At 36.9% G+C, this 22126-nt stretch carries 21 protein-coding genes; 12 read left to right on the top strand and 9 right to left on the bottom strand.

The annotated features are described in order from the left end of the window. Window positions 1–18: 18 nt before the first annotated feature. Window positions 19–1749, bottom strand: coding sequence for an arginine--tRNA ligase (argS, locus tag QE177_RS06640; RefSeq protein ID WP_280552090.1), 1731 nt, complete (start codon window positions 1747–1749; stop codon window positions 19–21). A gap of 522 nt (window positions 1750–2271) precedes the next feature. Between argS and cutC the strand changes: the two genes are divergently transcribed. After that, entirely contained in the window at window positions 2272–3030 is a 759-nt protein-coding gene (gene cutC, locus QE177_RS06645; RefSeq protein ID WP_280552091.1) for a copper homeostasis protein CutC, read from the top strand. A 41-nt stretch (window positions 3031–3071) separates the two neighbouring features. On the opposite strand, the gene cmoB is transcribed toward cutC, so the two are convergent. The 3 genes from cmoB to QE177_RS06660 form a co-directional block, all read right to left on the bottom strand. Beyond that, window positions 3072–4043, bottom strand: coding sequence for a tRNA 5-methoxyuridine(34)/uridine 5-oxyacetic acid(34) synthase CmoB (gene cmoB, locus QE177_RS06650; RefSeq protein ID WP_280552092.1), 972 nt, complete (start codon window positions 4041–4043; stop codon window positions 3072–3074). Beyond that, window positions 4043–4798: a carboxy-S-adenosyl-L-methionine synthase CmoA gene (gene cmoA / locus QE177_RS06655; protein WP_280552093.1), complete on the bottom strand. Its 756-nt coding sequence runs from the start codon at window positions 4796–4798 to the stop codon at window positions 4043–4045. Before cmoA ends, cmoB begins: the two co-directional genes overlap by 1 nt. Window positions 4799–4924: 126 nt before the next feature. Then, window positions 4925–5323, bottom strand: coding sequence for an MAPEG family protein (locus tag QE177_RS06660; RefSeq protein WP_280552094.1), 399 nt, complete (start codon window positions 5321–5323; stop codon window positions 4925–4927). 272 nt (window positions 5324–5595) lie between these two features. On the opposite strand from QE177_RS06660, the gene aspS reads away from it, so the two are divergent. The 8 genes from aspS (at window position 5596) to QE177_RS06700 (ending at window position 12768) form a co-directional block, all read left to right on the top strand. Beyond that, window positions 5596–7359, top strand: coding sequence for an aspartate--tRNA ligase (gene aspS, locus QE177_RS06665; protein ID WP_280552095.1), 1764 nt, complete (start codon window positions 5596–5598; stop codon window positions 7357–7359). A gap of 5 nt (window positions 7360–7364) precedes the next feature. Further along, complete coding sequence (gene nudB, locus QE177_RS06670; RefSeq protein WP_280552096.1) at window positions 7365–7802, top strand: dihydroneopterin triphosphate diphosphatase; 438 nt, start codon at window positions 7365–7367, stop codon at window positions 7800–7802. A gap of 30 nt (window positions 7803–7832) precedes the next feature. After that, window positions 7833–8576 carry a YebC/PmpR family DNA-binding transcriptional regulator gene (locus QE177_RS06675; RefSeq protein ID WP_280552097.1) on the top strand — a complete coding sequence of 248 codons (744 nt, stop codon included), beginning with the start codon at window positions 7833–7835 and terminating at the stop codon, window positions 8574–8576. Between the two features lie 89 nt (window positions 8577–8665). Further along, entirely contained in the window at window positions 8666–9187 is a 522-nt protein-coding gene (ruvC, locus tag QE177_RS06680; protein ID WP_280552098.1) for a crossover junction endodeoxyribonuclease RuvC, read from the top strand. A gap of 71 nt (window positions 9188–9258) precedes the next feature. After that, the gene (ruvA, locus tag QE177_RS06685; RefSeq protein WP_280552099.1) at window positions 9259–9873 is read left to right on the top strand and encodes a Holliday junction branch migration protein RuvA; all 615 of its coding nucleotides are present in this window, start codon (window positions 9259–9261) and stop codon (window positions 9871–9873) included. 22 nt (window positions 9874–9895) lie between these two features. Beyond that, window positions 9896–10912 carry a Holliday junction branch migration DNA helicase RuvB gene (gene ruvB / locus QE177_RS06690; RefSeq protein WP_280552100.1) on the top strand — a complete coding sequence of 339 codons (1017 nt, stop codon included), beginning with the start codon at window positions 9896–9898 and terminating at the stop codon, window positions 10910–10912. A 407-nt stretch (window positions 10913–11319) separates the two neighbouring features. Then, window positions 11320–11922 carry a lytic polysaccharide monooxygenase gene (locus QE177_RS06695; protein ID WP_280552230.1) on the top strand — a complete coding sequence of 201 codons (603 nt, stop codon included), beginning with the start codon at window positions 11320–11322 and terminating at the stop codon, window positions 11920–11922. 285 nt (window positions 11923–12207) lie between these two features. Then, window positions 12208–12768, top strand: a complete 561-nt coding sequence (locus QE177_RS06700; RefSeq protein WP_280552101.1) for an Ail/Lom family outer membrane beta-barrel protein — start codon at window positions 12208–12210, stop codon at window positions 12766–12768. Between the two features lie 93 nt (window positions 12769–12861). On the opposite strand, the gene znuB is transcribed toward QE177_RS06700, so the two are convergent. Continuing rightward, window positions 12862–13647, bottom strand: a complete 786-nt coding sequence (znuB, locus tag QE177_RS06705) for a zinc ABC transporter permease subunit ZnuB (RefSeq protein ID WP_280552102.1) — start codon at window positions 13645–13647, stop codon at window positions 12862–12864. Next, window positions 13640–14404 carry a zinc ABC transporter ATP-binding protein ZnuC gene (gene znuC / locus QE177_RS06710; RefSeq protein WP_280552103.1) on the bottom strand — a complete coding sequence of 255 codons (765 nt, stop codon included), beginning with the start codon at window positions 14402–14404 and terminating at the stop codon, window positions 13640–13642. Before znuC ends, znuB begins: the two co-directional genes overlap by 8 nt. Window positions 14405–14478: 74 nt before the next feature. Between znuC and znuA the strand changes: the two genes are divergently transcribed. From znuA to lpxM, 3 genes are all read left to right on the top strand, one after another. Continuing rightward, complete coding sequence (gene znuA / locus QE177_RS06715) at window positions 14479–15453, top strand: zinc ABC transporter substrate-binding protein ZnuA (RefSeq protein WP_280552104.1); 975 nt, start codon at window positions 14479–14481, stop codon at window positions 15451–15453. 23 nt (window positions 15454–15476) lie between these two features. Next, window positions 15477–16823 carry a murein DD-endopeptidase MepM gene (gene mepM, locus QE177_RS06720; protein ID WP_280552231.1) on the top strand — a complete coding sequence of 449 codons (1347 nt, stop codon included), beginning with the start codon at window positions 15477–15479 and terminating at the stop codon, window positions 16821–16823. Between the two features lie 136 nt (window positions 16824–16959). After that, window positions 16960–17934, top strand: a complete 975-nt coding sequence (gene lpxM / locus QE177_RS06725; RefSeq protein ID WP_280552105.1) for a lauroyl-Kdo(2)-lipid IV(A) myristoyltransferase — start codon at window positions 16960–16962, stop codon at window positions 17932–17934. A 44-nt stretch (window positions 17935–17978) separates the two neighbouring features. Here lpxM and QE177_RS06730 read toward each other — a convergent pair whose 3' ends face one another. From QE177_RS06730 to pyk, 3 genes are all read right to left on the bottom strand, one after another. Further along, entirely contained in the window at window positions 17979–19004 is a 1026-nt protein-coding gene (locus tag QE177_RS06730; protein ID WP_280552106.1) for a filamentous hemagglutinin N-terminal domain-containing protein, read from the bottom strand. 306 nt (window positions 19005–19310) lie between these two features. Further along, window positions 19311–20180 carry a filamentous hemagglutinin N-terminal domain-containing protein gene (locus QE177_RS06735; protein ID WP_280552107.1) on the bottom strand — a complete coding sequence of 290 codons (870 nt, stop codon included), beginning with the start codon at window positions 20178–20180 and terminating at the stop codon, window positions 19311–19313. A gap of 456 nt (window positions 20181–20636) precedes the next feature. After that, complete coding sequence (gene pyk / locus QE177_RS06740) at window positions 20637–22079, bottom strand: pyruvate kinase (RefSeq protein WP_280552108.1); 1443 nt, start codon at window positions 22077–22079, stop codon at window positions 20637–20639. Between the last annotated feature and the right edge of the window lie 47 nt (window positions 22080–22126).

Below are 22126 nucleotides of genomic sequence, written 5' to 3' on the forward strand. Positions count from 1 at the left end.
CCTATAGCTAGTAGATGATTACATTCTTCCTACCGTTTCAATTCCTAATGTGTCTAGACCAATTTTTAAGGTTTTTTGCGTCAGTAACGCCAATTTTAATCGGCTTTCTTTTGATGCGTCATTTTCTGCATTCAAAATTGGGCAATTTTCATAAAAACTAGAAAATAAACCAGCCAGATCATATAAATAAGAACACATAATATGTGGTAAACCTTCGCGAGCAACAGTTAGTATTGTCTCTTCAAATTGTAATAAACGTATTGCAAGAACTTGCTCATATTCATTGGCCAACATCACCGGTGCGGTTAATGTTGCGGGATTAATATTAGCTCGTTTAAAAATCGAGGCCACTCGGGTATAGGCATATTGCATATAAGGCGCGGTATTACCCTCAAAAGCTAACATATTGTCCCAGTCAAAAATATAATCAGTCGTACGATTTTTCGATAGATCGGCATATTTTACTGCACCAATACCAACCGCTTGGATAATCGATTGTAATTCCTTTTCTGGCATAGCTGAATTTTTTTGACGGATAAGATGATCAGCACGCTCAATCGCTTCATCAAGTAAATCGGCGAGCCGGATTGTTCCGCCGGCGCGAGTTTTAAACGGTTTACCATCCTTACCTAGCATCATACCAAACATGTGATGCTCTAATGACATTGTATCAGGAATATAGCCGGCTTTACGTACAATAGCCCAAGCTTGCATGAGATGTTGGTGTTGTCGTGAATCGGTATAATACAACACACGATCGGCGTGAAGCATTTCATGACGATATTTTGCGCAGGCAATATCTGTTGTCGTATAGAGATAGCCACCATCTTTTTTCTGGATGATCACCCCCATGGCATCGCCATCTTTATTCTTAAATTCATCCAGATAGACAACCATAGCACCATCACTTTCAACGGCTAAGCCTTTAGCCGTTAAATCAGCGACAATATCAGGCAGCATATTATTATATAAGCTTTCACCCATCACATCGTCTTCAGTCAGCGTGACATTTAAACGCTGATAGGTTTGTTGATTTTGCACCATGGTAATATCAACTAATTTGCGCCACATTTTACGACAATATTCATCACCAGATTGCAGTTTAACCACGTAATTACGTGCCAACTCAGCAAAATTTTCATCTTCATCATAATGTTTTTTAGCTTCACGATAGAAAGTTTCCAGATCAGCTAAGGCCATATCGGTAGCATTTTCTTGCTGAACTTTTTCCAGGTACGCAATTAGCATACCAAACTGGGTGCCCCAATCGCCGATATGGTTAGCACGGATTACTTTATGACCTAAAAACTCTAATGTACGAGCGACAGCATCGCCAATGATGGTAGAACGTAAATGGCCAACATGCATCTGTTTTGCGACATTGGGAGCCGAATAGTCAATAATAATGGTTTGTGGCGTAATGGTACTAATAGCCAATTTTTCATGTTGTAAGGTAAGTTCAATCTGTTTGGCTATCCATTGCTTATCAAGAAAAATATTAATAAAACCCGGTCCCGCTATTTCAACTTTACTGGCAATATTTTCCAGCTTCAATAACGGTAGCATTTTTTCCGCTAACTGACGCGGAGGCATACCGATTTTTTTAGCAGCTGACATCACACCATTAGCTTGGTAATCACCAAATTGGGCTTTTGTTGAAGGGCGGATATGTGCATCACTACCTTTAGGAGCGCCTGCGGCGATTAATGCATTACTAATTTTTTCTGAAAGAAGAGCCTGAATATTCACCTGATTACCTTAATGATGAAGATAGCTGTCGTTTTCGACTTAGTAAGATACAGCTATGAGGGTCGAGATAAAAAATAGCTGGCTTTATACCATAATTAGCTATTCACATGCTACTAATCAACAATTTGATCGATAAATCTATTGTAAAATAATATCAGATAGGATCGCTTTTTATCATCTTGCTAAATGCCATTAGAGGATTTTTGCTTTATCTAACTTTAAAAAAAGGATTGATTGTAAAATTGCAATTTTGATTAGAAATATTAATTTAAAAAATAGGCTATGTTAAGTTTCTTATTTAGCAGATTAAAATTTATCTTCATGAAAAGTTAAAAGTATATTTAAAATTTGTTATTAAAAGTTAATTACCTTTTATAATAAAATATTATCCTTTTTGATTAAAATTAATTACTTGTCGTAATTACAGTTTGAAAAATGGGTATTTTATTTGCAGAATAGTATGCTTATTAATTGATAACTAAAAAATAGAAATAACAATAATTAATCAGAGGTGGCAGTATTATGATAACCCTTGAAATTTGCTGCTATGGGGCTGAATGTGCCCTAATTGCGCAAGAATTTGGCGCAGATCGTATTGAACTTTGTTCCAGTCCAGCTGAAGGCGGATTAACACCGAGTTATGGTTGTTTAAAACAGACTATGGATACAGTAAATATCCCCGTTCATCCAATTGTACGCCCTAGAGGAGGGGATTTTTGTTACAGTGATAGCGAGTTTGAAGCTATTAAACATGATATTAGCCTTATCAGACAGTTAGGTTTTCCCGGTGTCGTATATGGCATATTAAATCGAGAAGGACATATTGATATACCCCGCATGCGTATTTTAAAAGCATTATCTGGTGATATGGCCGTTACCTTTCATCGTGCTTTTGATATGTGCATTAGCCCAAAACAAGCTTATGAACAGCTGACAGAACTTGGTGTTGCACGTATATTAACCTCAGGTCAGCAGCAGAATGCGGAATTAGGTTTACCGTTATTGAAAGAATTAAATGTATTAGCTGGCAAAACCCCAAATGGTCCGATTATCATGGCAGGTGCTGGGGTAAAATTGTCAAATTTACAGAAATTTATTGATGCAGGTTTATCTGAAGTACATACCTCTGCTGGAAAAGTGATGCCGTCGAGCATGAATTACCGCAAAGCAGGGGTTACTATGAGTGCCAATATGGAGATGGATGAATTTACCCATTATTGTGTCGATAGGGATGTGGTGGAAGCAATGAAAAATTTATTAACGATTACCAATTATGACTGATAAGTAAGCTTATTTATTGACGGTATTTAATACCGTCATGTTTACCTTTTTTTGGCAACTAAAGTAGCGCGTAAAGGAGCCGGATAACCTTCAACTGTCAAATGAATGTTATTTGGGGCAAGAAAATTTGCTAATGATTCAGTTTCCATCCAGGCAGTTTTGCGCTGTTCTTGTAGGGTTGTTACTGTTTGATCAACAATATACACATCACAAAAGCCACATTTTTCTAACCAGATTTTAAGCATTTTTGCTGATGGAATAAAATAGACATTACGCATTTGAGCATAACGATCATTAGGTATTAAGCATTGGTTTTCATCACCGCCAATAACTAAACTTTCAAGTACTAGCTCACCACCAGAAACTAATTGATTTTTTAGTTGATAGAGATGATCTAACGGTGAACGCCGATGATAAAGCACCCCCATTGAGAATACAGTATCAAAGGCAGCGAGTGTCGGTAGTTGCTCAATGCCTAGGGGCAATAGATAAGCTTGTTGATTATTGCCAATTAATTTACGTACTGCTGCAAACTGACATAAAAATAGTTGGGTAGGATCAATACCGATAACCATTTTTGCGCCTTCACCAACCATTCTCCACATGTGATAGCCATTACCACAGCCGACATCAAGTACCAATTTATCTGTTAATGGTGAAAGATAAGGTAGGATACGTTGCCATTTCCAGTCCGATCGCCATTCGCAATCAATGTCAATATCGTAAAGGGAAAACGGGCCTTTACGCCAGGGCATCAGGCTTTTTAACAGTTGGGTGATGCGTTGCTTCTCTTTAGGACAAAGTGGGTACTCATTTTTGGCCATAACTGCAGTTTTTAGATCTAAGTCAGTGGGCGTTATATTGGGCAGATTTTGCACTATTTTTTGCCAACTATTGAATTGACCATGTTGAGTAGTTTTTTTCCATTGCTCAATTTGGCATGGCAGTGTTTCTAGCCAGTGACTTAGCGGCCCGATTGCGATTTGTTGATAAAAATGACCAAAATCTATCATCAATCTTGACCCTTGATAGCGAGTAATGAACCAAAATTAAAACATTGAAACCATAAATCACAATGATTAAACCCTGCAGTGCGTAGACGTGCTTTATGGTTGTCAATCGAGTCAGGTAACATGGTATTTTCTAGCATATTTCGTTTTTGACTTATCTCTAGTTCACTATAACCGTTGGCGCGCTTAAAATCATAATGCATATTAAACAGTAAAGACTCAATTTTCTTATCGCTAAAATTAAATTTTTCAGATAGCACTAGGACACCACCAGGATTCAGTCCTTGGTAGATACGGTTAATTAATTGCTGTCGAACAGTTGGGGCAATAAATTGTAAGGTAAAATTTAATACCACCATTGAGGCATTTTGGATATCAGTATCGAGAATATCGCCCTCAATAATTTCAACCGGCGTAGTCGCTTTATAAGCATAAACATATCGCTGGCAACGTTCGATCATCGCGGCTGAATTATCAATAGCAATTATTTTACAATTTTCAGCTTTGATATTACGGCGAATCGATAATGTGGCTGCACCTAATGAACAACCGAGATCATAAATAGTGCTATTGGCTGTGACAAAACGGGTCGCGAGCATGCCAATCATAGTAATAATATTTGAATAGCCAGGAACTGAGCGCTTAATCATATCAGGAAAGACTTCGGCAACGTTATCATCAAATTGCCAGTCACCTAAGTTAGCGATAGGAGTAGCAAACAAGGTGTCTTTCTGTTTATTTAAAATATGGCTGGGCATAACTTATGGATCAATTAAATAGCAAACGGTAATTTATTCTAACAGATTTTAAGTTAGTACATACATTAAATCTCATTAACATGGCAAAGGATTAAGTATGCCCATGTTAATGAAATAAGCATGATATTAAAGATCAAACGAGAAAATTTGGATCCAAGGCAAATAATAAATGTTAACCAGGATCATTAAAATCATAGAACTAAAGGTGGTTATTCGACCAAAATAGCGCCAAGTGCGTTCTCTATGTTTTAGACCAAAGTAATGGAGAATTCTGGCAATAATAAAAATTAATCCACAAATATGAATAGCCCAAACAGGTGCGCCATTCATTTCCATCATTAATAATAACAGCATAGAGATAGGAATATACTCAATTGCATTACCCTGAACGCGTATTGCTATTTGTAATTCACAAAAACCACCATCACCGTAAGTCACTTGATATTGAGTTCTGAGTTTAATGACTTCCAAAGATAACTTAAGCAATATTAAAGCGCTAAATACAATGTACAGAGAACTAACCATTTTTTTCCCCAATTTTATTAAGCAAAACAGCGAAATAATGATACATCTCAAAGCTTCAACTGTTACCATAAATATAGTATTTAAATCAATAAAAAGCTTTGCGATTGCGAAAACGGTAAAAGTTATTTATCCAATATGACAAGGCATACTTATTTCCCAATGGAATTTTCTGTATAATAGCGATATTTTTTATTGCGTTTAAAATAAATAGCACTAAAACGACTAGTGCAAGCGACTCTGCAAGTTGAGTATGATGAGTAAAAGGATATCGTATGCGGACAAATTATTGTGGGCAATTAGGTGTTGCTCACGTCGGACAAAAGGTGACTCTCTGTGGCTGGGTGAACCGCCAGCGTAATTTAGGTAAATTAATTTTTGTCGATATGAGAGATCGCGAAGGTTTAGTTCAAGTTGTTTTTCTGCAGGAAAATCATGCCGAACTTTTTACTCAGGCGTCACAGTTACGTAACGAATTTTGTATCCAGATCACAGGTATGGTACGAAAACGTGAACAAATTAATAAAGAAATACCGACCGGTGAGATTGAAATTGTTGCAGAAGCATTGACAATCATTAATCGTTCTGAACCGTTACCGATAGATAGCAATCAACAAAATTCCGAGGAAATTAGATTAAAATATCGTTATCTTGATTTACGGCGGCCGGAAATGGCAACGCGCTTGAAAGAGCGAGCAAAAATTACCAGTTTTGTGCGTCGTTTTATGGATGCGGAAGGTTTTGTTGATATTGAAACGCCTATTTTGACGAAAGCAACACCGGAGGGGGCGCGTGATTATCTTGTCCCAAGCCGTGTGCATAAAGGCGAATTTTATGCTCTGCCGCAATCACCACAACTTTTTAAACAATTATTGATGATGTCCGGCTTTGATCGTTATTATCAAATAGTGAAATGTTTTCGTGATGAAGACTTACGTGCTGATCGTCAACCTGAATTTACTCAGATAGACGTAGAAACCTCTTTTATGACGGCTGAGCAAGTTCGTGAAGTCATGGAGCGTTTGATCCGTAATTTGTGGCAGGAAAATAAAGGTATTGAGTTAGGTGCTTTTCCCGTAATGACTTTTGCTGAGGCCATGCAGCGTTATGGTTCAGATAAACCAGATTTACGTAATCCCTTAGAATTAATTGATATTGCTGATTTGGTCAACCTAGTCGAATTTAAAGTATTTGCAGAGGCTGCCAATAATCCGAAAGGGCGTGTTGCTGCACTTTGCGTTCCAGGAGGAGCGACATTAACGCGTAAACAACTGGATGGTTATGCTGAATTTGTTGCTATTTACGGCGCAAAAGGGTTAGCCTGGATGAAAGTCAACTCACTGGCTGAAAATCAGGCCGATATTCAAAGCCCGATAGCTAAGTTTTTGCCACAACATGTAATTGATAATTTGTTAGCACGTACCCAAGCTAAAGCTGGCGATATTTTGCTATTTGGTGCCGGCAAACAAAATGTGGTCAATGATGCGATGGGAGCGTTACGGTTGAAAGTAGGGCGTGATTTAGCAATCACCCAAAATAACAGCTGGAAAGCATTGTGGATTATTGATTTCCCCATGTTTGAAGAAGATGAACGCGGTGAACTTAATGCCATGCATCATCCTTTTACTGCACCGAAAGATTTTACGCCTGAACAATTGCAAGCCAATCCTCTAGCGGCTGTTGCTAATGCCTATGATATGGTCATTAATGGTTATGAAGTAGGTGGTGGCTCAGTGCGTATTCACCATAATAAGATGCAACAAGCAGTTTTCCAAATTCTCAATATTAGCGAAACAGATCAGCAAGACAAATTTGGTTTCTTATTGGAGGCATTACAATATGGAACGCCGCCACATGCTGGTTTAGCATTCGGTTTAGATAGGCTGGTTATGTTGTTAACGGGAACAGAAAATATTCGCGATGTGATAGCGTTTCCTAAAACCACCGCAGCAGCCTGTTTAATGACCGATGCGCCCAGTGAGGCGAATCCGGCCGCATTAGCGGAGTTGGCGATAACGGTTGTTGAGAAAACTAAATAAATATTATGCAATATAAACGGCCGGAATCAGTATTAGTTGTAATTTATGTGCAATCAAGTCGCCAAGTACTCATGTTACAGCGGCGTGATGATCCTGATTTTTGGCAATCTGTTACCGGTAGTCTTGAGGATAACGAAACACCAAGAGAAGCAGCATTACGTGAAGTCAAAGAAGAGATAGGCATTGATATTATTAAACAGCATTTAGTGTTAGTTGATCTGCAACGCAGTCTCTATTTTGATATTTTTTTAAAATTTCGCCATCGTTATGCGCCGGGTGTAACCCAATGTAAAGAGCATTGGTTTTCTTTGGCCTTGCCGCAAGAGCAGGATTTTTTATTGATAGAACATTTGGCTTTTCGTTGGTTACCCGCTGCCCAAGCAGCGGCATTGACCAAGTCATGGAGTAACCGTCAGGCGATTGAAGAATTTGTTCTAAAATGATTTTTATTGACGTATTTTGGGAGATATTTCATGGCAGGTCATAGTAAATGGGCCAATACCAAACACCGCAAGGCGGCGCAAGACGCTAAACGTGGTAAAATTTTTACTAAAATTATTCGTGAACTGGTAACAGCGGCTCGTTTAGGTGGTGGTGATGCTGCATCAAATCCACGATTGCGGGCGGCGATTGATAAGGCGTTATCTAATAATATGACGCGAGATACATTAAATCGAGCAATCGCACGTGGTGTTGGTAGTGATGAAAATGATAATCTGGAAACGATCATTTATGAAGGCTATGGCCCCGGCGGTACGGCTGTTATGGTTGAATGCTTAAGCGATAATCGTAATCGCACCGTTTCTGACGTACGCCATGCTTTTACTAAGTGCGGTGGTAATTTAGGTACCGACGGCTCTGTTGCTTATTTATTTACCAAACGCGGTGTGATCTCTTATGCGCCAGGCATTGATGAAGATAGCTTGATGGATGCGGCATTAGAAGCTGGCGCAGATGATGTCGAATCTTATGATGATGGTGCAATCGATGTTTATACTACGCTGGAAAACTTTGGTAGCGTAAAAGATGCTTTAGATGCGGCTGGTTTTAAGGCTGAAGCTGCTGAAGTGACCATGATCCCGTCCACGAAAGCAAATTTAGATGCTGACACTGCGCCTAAACTTCTGCGTTTAATTGATATGCTGGAAGATTCTGATGATGTACAAGAAGTGTATCATAATGGGGAAATTTCAGATGAAGTTGCGGCTCAGCTATAATTAAATCAATTTTTTATATTAAGAGATAGCATGCTGATTATCAGTATGCTTTTTCTTTGCATGTTTAACCTACTCAGTGAGTCAAGAATATGGCAATTATTCTTGGGATAGATCCTGGTTCTCGTATTACCGGTTATGGTGTTGTTCGTCAACAAGGTCGACAATTGATCTATTTAGGTAGTGGTTGTATACGTACTCAAGTTGACGATCTGCCAACCCGCTTACAACGAATTTATGCTGGTATCATTGAAATTATTACTCAGTATCAACCGGACAGTTTTGCTGTCGAACAGGTGTTTATGGCAAAAAATGCCGATTCTGCTCTAAAATTAGGTCAAGCAAGAGGAGTGGCAATTTTAGCTGCGGTTAATAACCAATTGCCGGTCTTTGAATATGCTGCCAGACAAGTAAAACAATCTGTTGTAGGCACTGGAGCAGCTGAAAAAAAACAGGTTCAGCATATGGTATGTTCAGTATTAAAACTGTCATCGCATCCTCAAGCTGATGCTGCTGATGCTTTAGCTATTGCGATTACGCATTGTCATTTTAATCAAAATTTGCTTCGAATGGGTGATCCTCGTCTATTATTGGCCAAAGGACGGCTGCGTTAATGGCTGGATATAAACACAGTATTTTTTTATAATATAAGCATTAACAGAATAACTTAAAAGAGGAAATCGATGTGATTGGTCGCTTGCGAGGCACTATTTTGGAAAAACAACCGCCTATTGTTTTACTCGAACTAAATGGTGTAGGTTATGAAGTTCATATGCCAATGACCTGTTTTTATGAATTACCTGAAATTGGTCAGGAAGTCATCTTGTTGACCCAATTTATTGTGCGTGAAGATGCGCAGCTTCTATATGGTTTCAATGATAAGCAAGAAAGGGCATTATTTCGTGAATTAATTAAGGTGAATGGGGTAGGTCCTAAATTAGCCCTGGCCATTTTATCCGGTATGTCTGCTTATCAATTTGTTTCAGCGATAGAACAAGAAGCGATTGCTAGCTTGGTAAAATTACCGGGTGTTGGCAAAAAAACCGCAGAACGGCTGGTGGTTGAAATGAAAGACCGTTTTAAAGGACTTAATGGCGATCTATTTAATCAAAGTGCAATAGATTTACCCGGCTCGTCAGCTGCAAAACAAAATAGTCATGGTATTGAAGCAGAGGCAGTTTCTGCGTTAATTTCTTTAGGCTATAAACCACAAGATGCGAGCCGTATGATTGGTAGAGTTGCTAATGGAGCTACAAACTGTGAAACATTGATCCGTGAAGCATTGCGAGCCGCATTATAAATGATAAGTAAGGGACAAATCTATGATTGAGGCTGATCGTTTAATTTCTGCTGAGAATTTACCTGATGAAGACGTTATTGATCGTGCTATTCGGCCAAAATTACTTACTGAATATGTCGGCCAGCCTCAGGTATGCAAACAGATGGAAATCTTTATTCAGGCGGCTAAATTACGCGCTGAAGCGCTTGATCATTTGCTGATTTTTGGCCCACCAGGGCTTGGTAAAACGACATTAGCAGGTATAGTAGCAAATGAATTGGGCTCTAATTTACGCACCACTTCTGGCCCGGTGCTGGAAAAAGCGGGCGATTTGGCGGCAATGTTAACCAATTTAGAGCCGAATGATGTACTGTTTATTGATGAAATTCACCGGTTATCACCGGTTGTAGAAGAAATCCTTTACCCGGCAATGGAAGATTACCAATTAGATATCATGATTGGAGAAGGACCTGCTGCGCGTTCGATTAAAATCGATTTACCACCCTTCACGTTAGTAGGTGCAACAACCCGAGCCGGTGCATTGACTTCTCCACTTAGAGATCGTTTTGGTATTGTCCAGCGGTTAGAATTTTATAATGTTGATGATTTACAAACGATTGTCTTACGTAGTGCTCGTTTTATGGGGTTAGAAATCTCTGATGCCGGCGCGAAACAAATTGCGATGCGCTCACGAGGAACGCCACGAATAACTAATCGTTTGTTGCGGCGAGTAAGAGATTTTGCTCAAGTAAAAGGCAATGGTATTATCGATGGCAAAATCGCTGCACAGGCCTTAGATATGCTTAATGTTGATTCAGCTGGTTTTGACTATCTTGATCGTAAATTATTGATAGCGATTATTGATAAATTTATGGGGGGGCCAGTAGGATTGGACAACGTGGCTGCTGCAATTGGAGAAGAAAGGGAAACTATAGAGGATGTTCTTGAACCTTTTCTTATTCAACAAGGATTTATTCAGCGTACTCCCCGTGGTCGAATAGCAACTGATCATGCATATCGCCATTTTGGGCTTAATAAAGATCATGATGACGTTAGCTAACCTTATTAGTGGTTTAAATTTATTGCGTGGAACTTTTTAATATAATTATGCTATTTATTTTTTATAGCAGCTTAACCTAAGGTTAAGTTGCTATTAATAATATATAGATAAATAATAATTTATTGCTAATTATCATTTTTTATTTTGATGAATTATTTTTATTTTAAATGAATCGGTTATTTAATTGAAGTATTATTAATATAAATTAGTGATATTTAATTTTCAAGTGATAGAAAATATTTAATATTAATGTAATTTATAATTAATTATTTTTTATTAATTAATTATATTATTTTTATTGATATTATAGTCGTTATTAAATGATAATTTTACGGTAGTTTTCATTATGTCTACTAACTATTTTTTAATAAATAAAATTAGCTAATTACGGAATAAACAGAATGAAAATAAAATTATCATTTGCAATGTTATCACTAGCAATATTAGTATTAATTAGTATTATAAGTTTTGCTAACCCTAATACTCTTCCCAATCCTATGCATGGTTATATCGATTTTCCTTCGAGCCGCGCTTATCTTTGTTCATTAGGTAAAAACGGTAATTGTGGTCAGGTTATGGTTGAACCCCAATCGGTAGAAGGTCGGAAAGGTTTTCCTCGCCATGGACCCGCTGATGGAAAAATCGCAAGTGCTGGACATCGTTGGTTTGGTGAGTTAGATGAGCAGAGTGCAACTCGTTGGACTAAGGTTGATGTTTCACCAGGTAAAAATACCTTTCATTGGACGTTGACTGCGCCCCATAGAACGACTGGTTGGGAGTATTTCATCACTAAACAAGATTGGGATCCTAATGCGCCTTTAGCCCGCAGCTCATTTGATCTGCAACCATTTTGTAGCCGAACAGATGGTGGTGAAATGCCTTCATTTGAAGTCTCAATTGATTGTGATGTGCCGTATCGTACAGGTTATCAGGTTATTTTAGGTGTATGGACAATTTACGATACCGGAAATGCATTTTATCAAGTGATAGATGCTAATATGAAACCTTAGTTATTTTTACTAAAAACTAAATATCATCATATTCAACAACAATGTTAATCATGCTGGAGGCAAGTAAAAATTTGCCTCCATATTATTATCAGTTACAAATGTCATAGAATATTTGCTTTTTTATTTTATAAAGATAATTTTTTTGGCTAGATAAATAAAATTTGACAAAAAATCATTTGATTTTATATATCACACACTAAAATTATTTTCTATATTCGTCGATTATTGCGTTAGTGTTATTTTATTTTAATAAAAATAATTATTGCTTCAGGGAATAGAAGAGAAATGAAAAAAATATTAGTTTCTGCTGTTGTTGCCAGCATTTTTACCAATATTACTGCTAGTGCTAATGCTGCAGGTAAAAACACTCTATCATTGGATTATGCACAAAGCCATTTACAATTTAAAGATGAAGAATTTAAGGATAAACCTAAGGGTGTTAATATTAAATATCGTTATGAAATTGACAATCACTGGGGCTTTATAGGTTCATTGACTTATACTCACCAAGAAGATTATTTAAAACTAAATAATATTAAGCTCACTGACGTAGATATGTATTATTCTTCATTGAATTTTGGTCCAAGCTATCGTTTTAATAAAAATATTAGCATCTATGGGTTAATTGGTGCAGCGCGTGCTAGAATTGAGGCAAAATCACCACTAGTTTCTACTTTTAAAGATACTGAAACTGAATTAGTTTATGGGGTTGGTCTACAAATTAATCCGGTAAAAAACCTAGCCTTTGACGTTGCTTATGAATACAGCAAATTATCTTTTGAACATTCTAATTTAAAAGATATCAAATTTGGAACTTGGATGCTTGGGGTTGGTTACCGGTTCTGATTTACTTAGCAAAATAAAAACTCACTATAAGTCATCACCAATTGATTTATAGTGAGAAAGTGTTTGTTAAAATTGATTTAACACATTAATAGATTAGCTTTTTATTTTAACAAATAAACTTAATACAAATAAAAAACTCGCACAAATCACAACCGAAGGCCCAGCTGGTGTATCGTAATAGGCAGACAATGCCAATCCGGCCGTCACAGCAAACATACCGATTATTATAGCGGCTACTGCCATTTGCTCTGGTGTTTTGGCAAATCGTCTGCCAGTAGCGGCAGGAATAATTAATAATGATGTAATAATTAAAGCACCAACGAATTTCATGGCAATGCCTATAGTAAGGGCAGTAACTAGCATTAATAGTACTTTAAGCTGCTGTATTTTTACCCCATCAACAAAAGCTAAATCCTGATTAACCGTTATTGACAGTAAATTACGCCATTGCCAGATAATAATTGAGCATACAATAGCGACCCCTATCGCAATTGAAAAAACATCTTCCGTTGTTACCGATAACAGATCACCAAATAAATAAGCCATCAAATCCATGCGAACATTGGCCATTAAACTAACGACTACCAATCCAAGTGATAGGGCACTATGTGCCATTATGCCTAATAGGGTATCGATCGCCAGTTGTGGGCGCTTTTCTAGCCAAGCTAATAAAATTGCAAGAATAAGCGTAATAGCAATAACAGCATAAAACAGATTTACATTGAGTAATAAACCAAACGCGATGCCCAGTAATGAAGCATGAGCGAGAGTGTCACCAAAATATGACATTCGCCGCCAGACAACGAAAGAGCCTAGTGGCCCTGCGGCAATGGCCAACAACATACCGGCTAACCAGCCCGGTAGTAATAGTTCAATCATGATGACAGCTCCCTGTAGGTTTATCATCAATGTCATTATTTAAATCACATTGATGATTATGATGATGGTGGCGATAGATACCTATTTGTTCTACTCCACGATGGCCGAACATGGCAATAAATTCGGGATCTAAAGCTACATCCTCAGGTCGACCAGAACAGCATATTTGTTTATTAATACAGAATACTTTATCAGTTTTTGCCATTACTAGATGGAGATCATGTGAGATCATAAAAACAGCGCAATTTAATTCGCTGCGAATATCATCAATTAGATTATATAAAGCGACTTGACCGTTGATATCTACGCCTTGTGTAGGTTCATCTAAAACGAGTAATTGTGGTTGATTAAGTAGGGCACGGGCAAGTAGAACACGTTGAGTTTCACCACCTGATAATTTTTGCATTTGTTGTTCGATAAGATGATCGGCACCGACACGTATTAAAGCCGGAATAATATGAGTGGCTTTTGCTCCAGGTTTTAAGGTCATAAAACGTTTAACTGTCAAAGGCATTGTGATATCCAGTGACAATTTTTGCGGTACATAACCGATGCGTAATTTTTCCTGGTAAATGATTTCTCCTTGATTGGGCGAAATTAGACCGAGGATTATTCTAGCTAGCGTAGATTTACCAGCGCCATTTGGCCCTAATAGCGTTAATATTTCTCCAGCATGTAAATCAAAGGAGATGTTTTCGACAATTTGGTGTGGACCAAAACTAACAGCAATATTTTTTAAGCTTAATAGCGTTTGCATGATAAATAATTCTTGCAGGATGGTTAAAATGTTATAATATAACAATATCAAAATTAGTCTATGGAAACTATCCTATGTTACACAAAACAAAAAAAATTGTTCAAAAAATTATGGGAAAAAAACGCATTCTTGCTGGACTGTTATTCAGTTTTTTATCTACTGCTCATGCTGATGTTGTTACTTCAATTCGTCCGTTAGGTTTTATTGCCGCAGCTATTACTAATGGTGTCACTGATGTAAAAATATTATTGCCTGATGGTGCCTCACCCCATGACTACTCTTTAAAACCTTCCGATCTGGAAAAGATCAAGACCGCTGATCTTTTCATTTGGGTGGGATCAAATATGGAAACTTTTTTAGAGAAACCATTAGCACAGTTACCCACTCAGAAACGGATCGCATTAACCAATGATCCGGCTATTAAAACACTCTTATTGAAAAGTAGTGATGAAAGCACACCGGTAAATAGTAAAAACGCTCATGGTCACGGTCACCAACATAATGTAATTCATAACCATCATTCACATGGTGAGTATAATATGCACATCTGGTTGTCACCAGACATTGCACGTATTGCCGCGAACATTATCCACCATCGATTAGTGGTTTTATATCCTAAGTATAAAGACCAGTTGGACGTAAACCTTCGTAAATTCGATGAGAAATTGACGCAAACTGATAAAAATATTGCTAAGATGTTACAGTCGGTTGGAGATAAGCGATATTTTGTTTTTCATGATGCCTATGGTTACTTTGAAAAACGTTATCATTTAGCCTCATTAGGTTATTTTACTATTAATCCTATCATTCAGCCTGGCGCCCAAAGACTATATCAAATAAGAACAATGTTGGCTCAGAAAAAAGCAGTTTGTGTTTTTGCTGAACCACAATTTAGGCCAGCGGTGATTAAAGCTGTTATAAAAGATACCGATGTACGAATGGGGACATTAGATCCATTAGGGAGCGGCATCGGATTAAGTAAGGATAGCTATGTAGAATTTTTAACAGCGTTATCTAATCAATTTAAGAGCTGCCTGGATAAAAACTAGAAGGAATGTAATACGTGCAGCAGATGGCGAAGACTATCGTTCAGGTATATGGCAATCTGCCTAAACCGCATAAAATTATGCTAGGCACATTGACTATAGCAACATTGGCTGTCGCAATTTGGCGGCCTGTTGTCATTCAACCCGATGATAAAGATGAAAATGTCTCACAAGAATCGCCAATAAAACCGGGTATAATTCTTGATAACAAAGATAATAGTGAAAGCGATACCAGCCAGATAGATAGCTCAGATACTGATGATATTATCACCGATAGCAGCGAACAGTTACCCGATGAAGGGGTAACTGATGAAAAAGGCGCTGATACACCCGATGAACATGTTGTTTCAAACGGTGATAATCTGACTAGTATTTTAACTCAGTATGGTCTAGATGCAGGCGATGTTGCGGCACTTTCTAATCAACACCGCGCTTTGCGTAATTTGCAAATAGGTCAAACGTTAAGCTGGGAATTGAATAAAGATGGAGAATTACAGACACTAACATGGATTATTTCGCAGCGTGAAACCCGCGTCTATACACGCCAAGGTATCTCTAGTACTTTTAATGAAGAGAAACAAATTCGTCAAGGCGTTTGGGCTGATAAAGTTATCCAAGGCAAAATAAACGGTAACTTTACATCTAGTGCAGTTAATGCAGGCTTAACTTATAATGAAGCACGTGAAGTGTCTAAAGCACTACAATGGCAGATTGATTTGCGCAAACTAAAGACTGGCGATAAATTTACGGTCTTGCTAAGTCGCGAAATGCTTGATGGTCACAGTGAACAAAGTCGCTTGTTAGGTGTTCATTTATTAACTAATGGTAAGAATTACTATGCTTTTAGAGCGGAAAATGGGCGCTATTATGATAGTGAAGCTAATGGCTTAGAGCGAGGCTTCTTACGTTATCCTACCGCTAAAACTTTTAGAGTCTCTTCTCCTTTTAGTTTGCGTCGTGTAAATCCAGTAACAGGACGTCCTGCTCCTCATCAGGGAGTAGATTTTTCTATGCCCGTTGGGACGCCAATACTAGCGGTTGGTGATGGTGAAGTTATTGTCGCGAAATATAGTGGAGCGGCCGGTAATTTTATTGCTATTCGCCATGGTCGTCAGTATACCACTCGTTATATGCATCTACGTAAATTATTGGTGAAGCCAGGTCAGAAAGTAAAAAGAGGTGAACGCATTGCATTATCAGGTAATACTGGACGTACTACCGGCCCACATCTTCATTATGAATTATGGTTTAATCAACGCGCAGTCAATCCATTAACGGCTAATTTACCTCACTCAGGGGGATTAACAGGGAAAGATCGTCAACTCTTTTTGGCATCTGTTAAAGAAAATAAATCGAAACTGGCAACCAATTAATGGAATTTTTGTTAGCTAATTAGGTTGTGAAATAGCATTTTATTTACGGCCGTAATTATTTTTCTGTAAATCATAAGGTTAATATTATAATGTGTCTCAGACTTTAGATTTTTATACGTTGTATTTGAGTGTACTAATGAATAAAGAACAGGATACAGATAGTAAACTTGGTTATATTCCTACTTTTCATCGTTTTTACCTACATCCCAAATATTGGGGGATGTGGGGTGGTGCGTTGCTATTAGCGATTACAGCTTATTTACCTTCTAAGTTACGCGATCCATTACTGGCAAAAATAGGTAAGTTAATTGGTAGATTAGCAACAGGCTCCCGTAGGCGGGCAAAAATTAATTTACTCTATTGTTTTCCTGAATTGACAGAGCAGCAAAGAGAAAAATATGTTGATGAAATGTTTGCTGTGGCACCGCAATCTTTTGCTATATTGGCTGAATTAGTTTTACGTGGCGTAGATAATACTTTAGCGCGTACGCATTGGCATAATGAGCAGATTATTGAACGACTGAAAGAACAACAACGTAATATTATTTTTATGGTACCTCATGGTTGGGCGGTTGATATTCCTGCCATGTTATTGGCAGCTCGAGGTCAAAAAATGGCGGCCATGTTTCATCATCAAAAGGATCCGGTAGCCGATTATTTATGGAATAAAGCACGTCATCATTTTGGTGGTCGTTTACATTCTCGTGAAGCGGGTATCAAACCGTTTATTGCCAGTGTTAGGCAAGGTTATTGGGGATTTTATTTACCTGATCAAGATCATGGTAAAGAACATAGTGAATTTGTTAATTTTTTTGCAACCTATAAGGCAACCTTACCGGCAGTAGGGCGGTTGAAGAAGGTATGCCAAGCGGAGATTGTACCGTTATTTCCGGTTTATGATTATAAAACTCACCAATTACATATTTATATCCGTGAACCAATGGCTGATATTGCACAACAGAGTAATCATTATATTGCCAGGCGCATGAACGAAGAGTTGGAATATTTAGTTAAACCTTATCTAGCACAATATACTTGGATATTAAAATTATTAAAAACACGCCAAGCCGGTGAAATAGAGCCATATTGTCGTGATGATCTTTATCGATAAAGATGCCGCTTGAGAGTTTATCAAGCGGTTAAATAGTTACTGGTTTAGTAAGTTAGTTTTGTTATCTTTATATTTTTATCCTGTTGACCGAATGGCAAATAGCTCTGTTTAAAACCGATTTTGCCTTTAGTTGCGCTAATCCTTCCATTGTAATGATTAACTAGATGTTTAGTAGAAATATACATACCCGATAGTGGTGATGTATCAGTGTTTTCATATGCCATTATGCTACCTTCATTGATGATATGATCCGCATTAACATTCATAATATCATGCGTGATAATTGAACCTTGATTATGTAAATTTAATCCCTCACCATTAAAAATAGTTAGTTTGTTAGCGTAAATTTGACTGCTTTTACCGATGGTAAATTTTGTTGCTATTTTTTCACCAGTCATGATTGCTCTGCCAGCAAAATCAAGATAGTGATAAGTATTGTAATTACCTATAGCATAATGTTGTTCTGCAACGTGAATATTGGCATTATCTTTTAATTGTACTTGCCCGGCATAGACAAATAGTTTGGCTAATAAATTGTTTTTTTGATCAGTAAAATTGCCATCGCTGTGGATGCCTTTACCAGCAAAAATTATTTTCCCTTTATTGGTGTGATAGCTAATGGTTTTATTAATATAAAACAACCGGCCGACAATTAGATCAACTGCCGTTGCATTAGTAAATTGACAGCCATTGCAGGTAATACCATTAGGATTGACGATAACAACTTTAGCCGGTGTACCTTTTATATTTAGCACGCCATTTAATTTTGTTTTGCTGTTAGAAGTGACTTCATTAATAATCCATTTTGCTGCTCCAGTTCTTTGCTTGAGCATATTTTTATTTTGGCTTGCATCATTGTTGAGGTGTGTTATGACATTTCTTAGAGTATAAAATTGTTTATATTGATTATATGAAATACCATTATTATCCGGAGCTTTGATATCGATATTCATTTCGGTTGGTTTAAGTATGCTAAGTTCACTTATTTTTTTATTATTGGCAAATGAATTTGTTGATAGTAAAAGAATTGTTATAAGCCAATAATTAAATATATATTTTATAATTATCATATTAGATCCTTTTAAATAAATAATGTATTGAATTATTTGTTAATAAAGTTTACCATAATGATAAAAAACACCACTTAATATTTTATCAAGCGGTGTAATATAATGATACTAATTTATTTATAACATGTTTTACTGTTTTTAATTAGATAGAAAATTTAATTAATTAAAAAATAATATTATTTATGAAATAAAATGCCTAATAAAACTATTGGATATTTTGTTAATCAATTAAATTATGGCTAAGCAACTTATTAATTAAGTTTAGAAAAAAATTTTTTATATTTTTATCAAAATAACCTTTTTCTTTTAAGTTTCAAGCGTAACGATACCTTCAGATGCTTTAATGCCGGCATCTTGGTGATTAATTAAATGTTTAGTCTTAATGTTTATTGAAGATGGAATAGTATATTCATTATCCTCAATAGTGCCATAAGCTGCAATTATATGTTTATTAATGATATGATCTGCTTTAATCGACATATCACCTATATCCTCCTTATTAGCAACAACCGTAATTGCCCCATTATTATTTAAATATGCTCCTTCACTAGTAAAAATCCTGAGTTGATTAGCGTGAATTTGGCTGTTTTTTTCAAGTGTAAATGTTGTTTTTTCGCCGACTACACCTAAATTTCTTCTATTACTATAATTATTAAAAGCATCAATTTCTGTTTTAACATTACCAATAGCATAAAATTGCTTAGCGACATTAACTTTGGCACCATTATTAAAGCGAACATTTCCGGCGTATACCGCGAGATTGGATAAAAATTTGTTCTTTTCATCTATTGATGAACCTCCATTTCCCCATATACCTAAATCTGTAAAAATTATTTTTCCTTTGTCTGTCTGATAGTTTATTTTTTTATTTGCATAATTCATTTTACCGACAACTAAATCAACTCCAGTTGTATTGCTAAATTGGCAGTTGTTGCAGCTAATGCCATTAGGATTAACAATAACAATTTTTGCTGGCGATCCTTTTATCTGTAGTAAACCATGTAAATTTGTTTTTTCGGCGGAATTAACTTGGTTAATAATTAATTTTGTTGATTGTGATCCTAAAGTAAGCATATTTTTATTTTGCTTTGCATCTTTATTAAGCTGCACTGTTACACCTTTTCTCGTATTAAATCGTAAAAATTTATTATGTGATACGTCGTTATTATCTGGCACGTTAATATCAATATTAACTTCACCTTAATTAGATATTATAAGTTTATTTGGTTTGTTTTTTCTGATGGAGAATCAATTATTATTCCATTATATATTATTCCTTTATTGGTTGCTAATGTTGGCGTTGATAATAGACTAAGAAATAATAAGGAATAGGCAAAGTTATTTTTTTGTGCATATTTAAATCCCTTTAATAAATAAATGCTAAAGAAAGTCTTTTCCTTTAGTGAGAAGGAAAGTAAAAAAAAGTCAGTTGTTTTGTTAATTAAAATCGAAATTTTATTAGTTTAATTAATTTAATATTTAATTATTTTATATTTATCTTTTTTCTAATTCATAGGTAAAAAATAATAATGACTAAATTATAAAAATATAATAAAAGAAAATGATAGTAATAACTTTATGTAATAAAAACCCCGTATATATAACGGGGTTAAACATATTGATCGCATGGAATTATTCGACTTTTAATATCCGGCAGGTATTGGTGCTACCAATCTGACCCATTTGGTCGCCTTGTGTGACTAGGACCAAATCAGCAGGTTGAATATAATTTTTTTGCCGCAGGCATTGGATAGCATTTTTAACGGCATTAATTGTGTTAGTCTCCTTATTACAATAAATTGGTGTTACGCCACGATAAAGTGCACACTGATTTAATATTTTTTCATGATAAGAGATAGAAAAGATGGGTAAACCTGAGCTTATCCTAGACATCATACAAGCGGTACGGCCTGATTCTGTCATAGCTATAATCGCTTTTACCCCTTTTAAATGATTGGCTGCGTACATAGCTGACATAGCAATCGCCTCTTCAATGTTGTCAAATAGATCATCGAGGTGATGTTTAGCAATATTGATGTCAGCCATTTTTTCTGCACCAAGGCAAACCCGAGCCATAGCTTCAACAGTTTCAGCCGGATATTGGCCGGCAGCAGTTTCGGCAGATAACATAACCCCGTCAGTACCATCCAGTACAGCATTAGCAACGTCCATTACTTCAGCCCGAGTTGGCATCGGGTTTGTGATCATTGATTCCATCATTTGCGTGGCAGTGATGGCGATACGGTTTAGCTGGCGTGCCCGTCGTATCAGTTTCTTTTGTACGCCGACCAATTCCGGATCGCCGATCTCAACGCCCAGATCGCCTCGAGCAACCATGACCACATCGGAGGCTAAAATAATTTCGTCAATCACTTTATCACTGGCAACCGCTTCAGCTCGCTCTATTTTAGCCACAATTTGACAATCACAACCCGCTTCACGAGCTAGGCGGCGAGCATAGTTTAGGTCTTCAGCGCAGCGGGGAAAAGAAACCGCTAAATAATCGACACCAATCTGAGCTGCGGTCAAGATATCGGCTTTGTCTTTTTCAGTTAATGCTTCTGCGGATAGGCCGCCACCAAGTTTGTTGATCCCTTTATTATTTGATAGTTGTCCACCTACCGTCACTTCGGTTAGAATTTGTTGATCTTTTACCGTAAGTACCTTTAATTGAACGCGTCCATCATCAAGTAACAGAATATCGCCTGGTGCCACATCATTGGGTAGACCTTGATAGTCAATGCCGACTTTTTCTTGATTACCTTCACCTTTGGCTAAATTGGCATCTAAAGTAAATTTATCACCGATATGAAGGAAAATTTTTCCTTCTTTAAATGTTGAAACGCGAATTTTAGGTCCTTGTAAATCACCAAGAATAGCGACATGTTGTGCTAACGATTTTGCAAGTTCACGTACTTTTTTTGCGCGTTGTAGGTGATCTTCTGCTGAGCCATGAGAAAAGTTTAAGCGAACAACGTTTGCGCCGGCTTTAATCACTTTTTCCAAATTATTATCACGATCAGTCGCGGGACCGAGAGTAGTAACAATTTTCGTTCTTCTAAGTCGTCTCGACATTTATAACTCCGTTGACTTATTAAAATTGGTGTTGGTAGATAGGTTAT

This window comes from Arsenophonus sp. aPb (assembly GCF_029873475.1).
Taxonomy (GTDB): domain Bacteria; phylum Pseudomonadota; class Gammaproteobacteria; order Enterobacterales; family Enterobacteriaceae; genus Arsenophonus.

Excerpts from the sequence above, each read along its gene's own strand:
- cutC (WP_280552091.1), top strand. The coding sequence starts at position 2,272 with ATGATAACCCTTGAAATTTGCTGCTATGGGGCTGAATGTGCCCTAATT.
- cmoB (WP_280552092.1), bottom strand. The coding sequence starts at position 4,043 with ATGATAGATTTTGGTCATTTTTATCAACAAATCGCAATCGGGCCGCTA.
- cmoA (WP_280552093.1), bottom strand. The coding sequence starts at position 4,798 with ATGCCCAGCCATATTTTAAATAAACAGAAAGACACCTTGTTTGCTACT.
- QE177_RS06660 (WP_280552094.1), bottom strand. The coding sequence starts at position 5,323 with ATGGTTAGTTCTCTGTACATTGTATTTAGCGCTTTAATATTGCTTAAG.
- aspS (WP_280552095.1), top strand. The coding sequence starts at position 5,596 with ATGCGGACAAATTATTGTGGGCAATTAGGTGTTGCTCACGTCGGACAA.
- nudB (WP_280552096.1), top strand. The coding sequence starts at position 7,365 with ATGCAATATAAACGGCCGGAATCAGTATTAGTTGTAATTTATGTGCAA.
- QE177_RS06675 (WP_280552097.1), top strand. The coding sequence starts at position 7,833 with ATGGCAGGTCATAGTAAATGGGCCAATACCAAACACCGCAAGGCGGCG.
- ruvC (WP_280552098.1), top strand. The coding sequence starts at position 8,666 with ATGGCAATTATTCTTGGGATAGATCCTGGTTCTCGTATTACCGGTTAT.
- ruvB (WP_280552100.1), top strand. The coding sequence starts at position 9,896 with ATGATTGAGGCTGATCGTTTAATTTCTGCTGAGAATTTACCTGATGAA.
- QE177_RS06700 (WP_280552101.1), top strand. The coding sequence starts at position 12,208 with ATGAAAAAAATATTAGTTTCTGCTGTTGTTGCCAGCATTTTTACCAAT.
- znuB (WP_280552102.1), bottom strand. The coding sequence starts at position 13,647 with ATGATTGAACTATTACTACCGGGCTGGTTAGCCGGTATGTTGTTGGCC.
- znuC (WP_280552103.1), bottom strand. The coding sequence starts at position 14,404 with ATGCAAACGCTATTAAGCTTAAAAAATATTGCTGTTAGTTTTGGTCCA.
- znuA (WP_280552104.1), top strand. The coding sequence starts at position 14,479 with ATGTTACACAAAACAAAAAAAATTGTTCAAAAAATTATGGGAAAAAAA.
- mepM (WP_280552231.1), top strand. The coding sequence starts at position 15,477 with ATGGCGAAGACTATCGTTCAGGTATATGGCAATCTGCCTAAACCGCAT.
- lpxM (WP_280552105.1), top strand. The coding sequence starts at position 16,960 with ATGAATAAAGAACAGGATACAGATAGTAAACTTGGTTATATTCCTACT.
- QE177_RS06730 (WP_280552106.1), bottom strand. The coding sequence starts at position 19,004 with ATGATAATTATAAAATATATATTTAATTATTGGCTTATAACAATTCTT.
- pyk (WP_280552108.1), bottom strand. The coding sequence starts at position 22,079 with ATGTCGAGACGACTTAGAAGAACGAAAATTGTTACTACTCTCGGTCCC.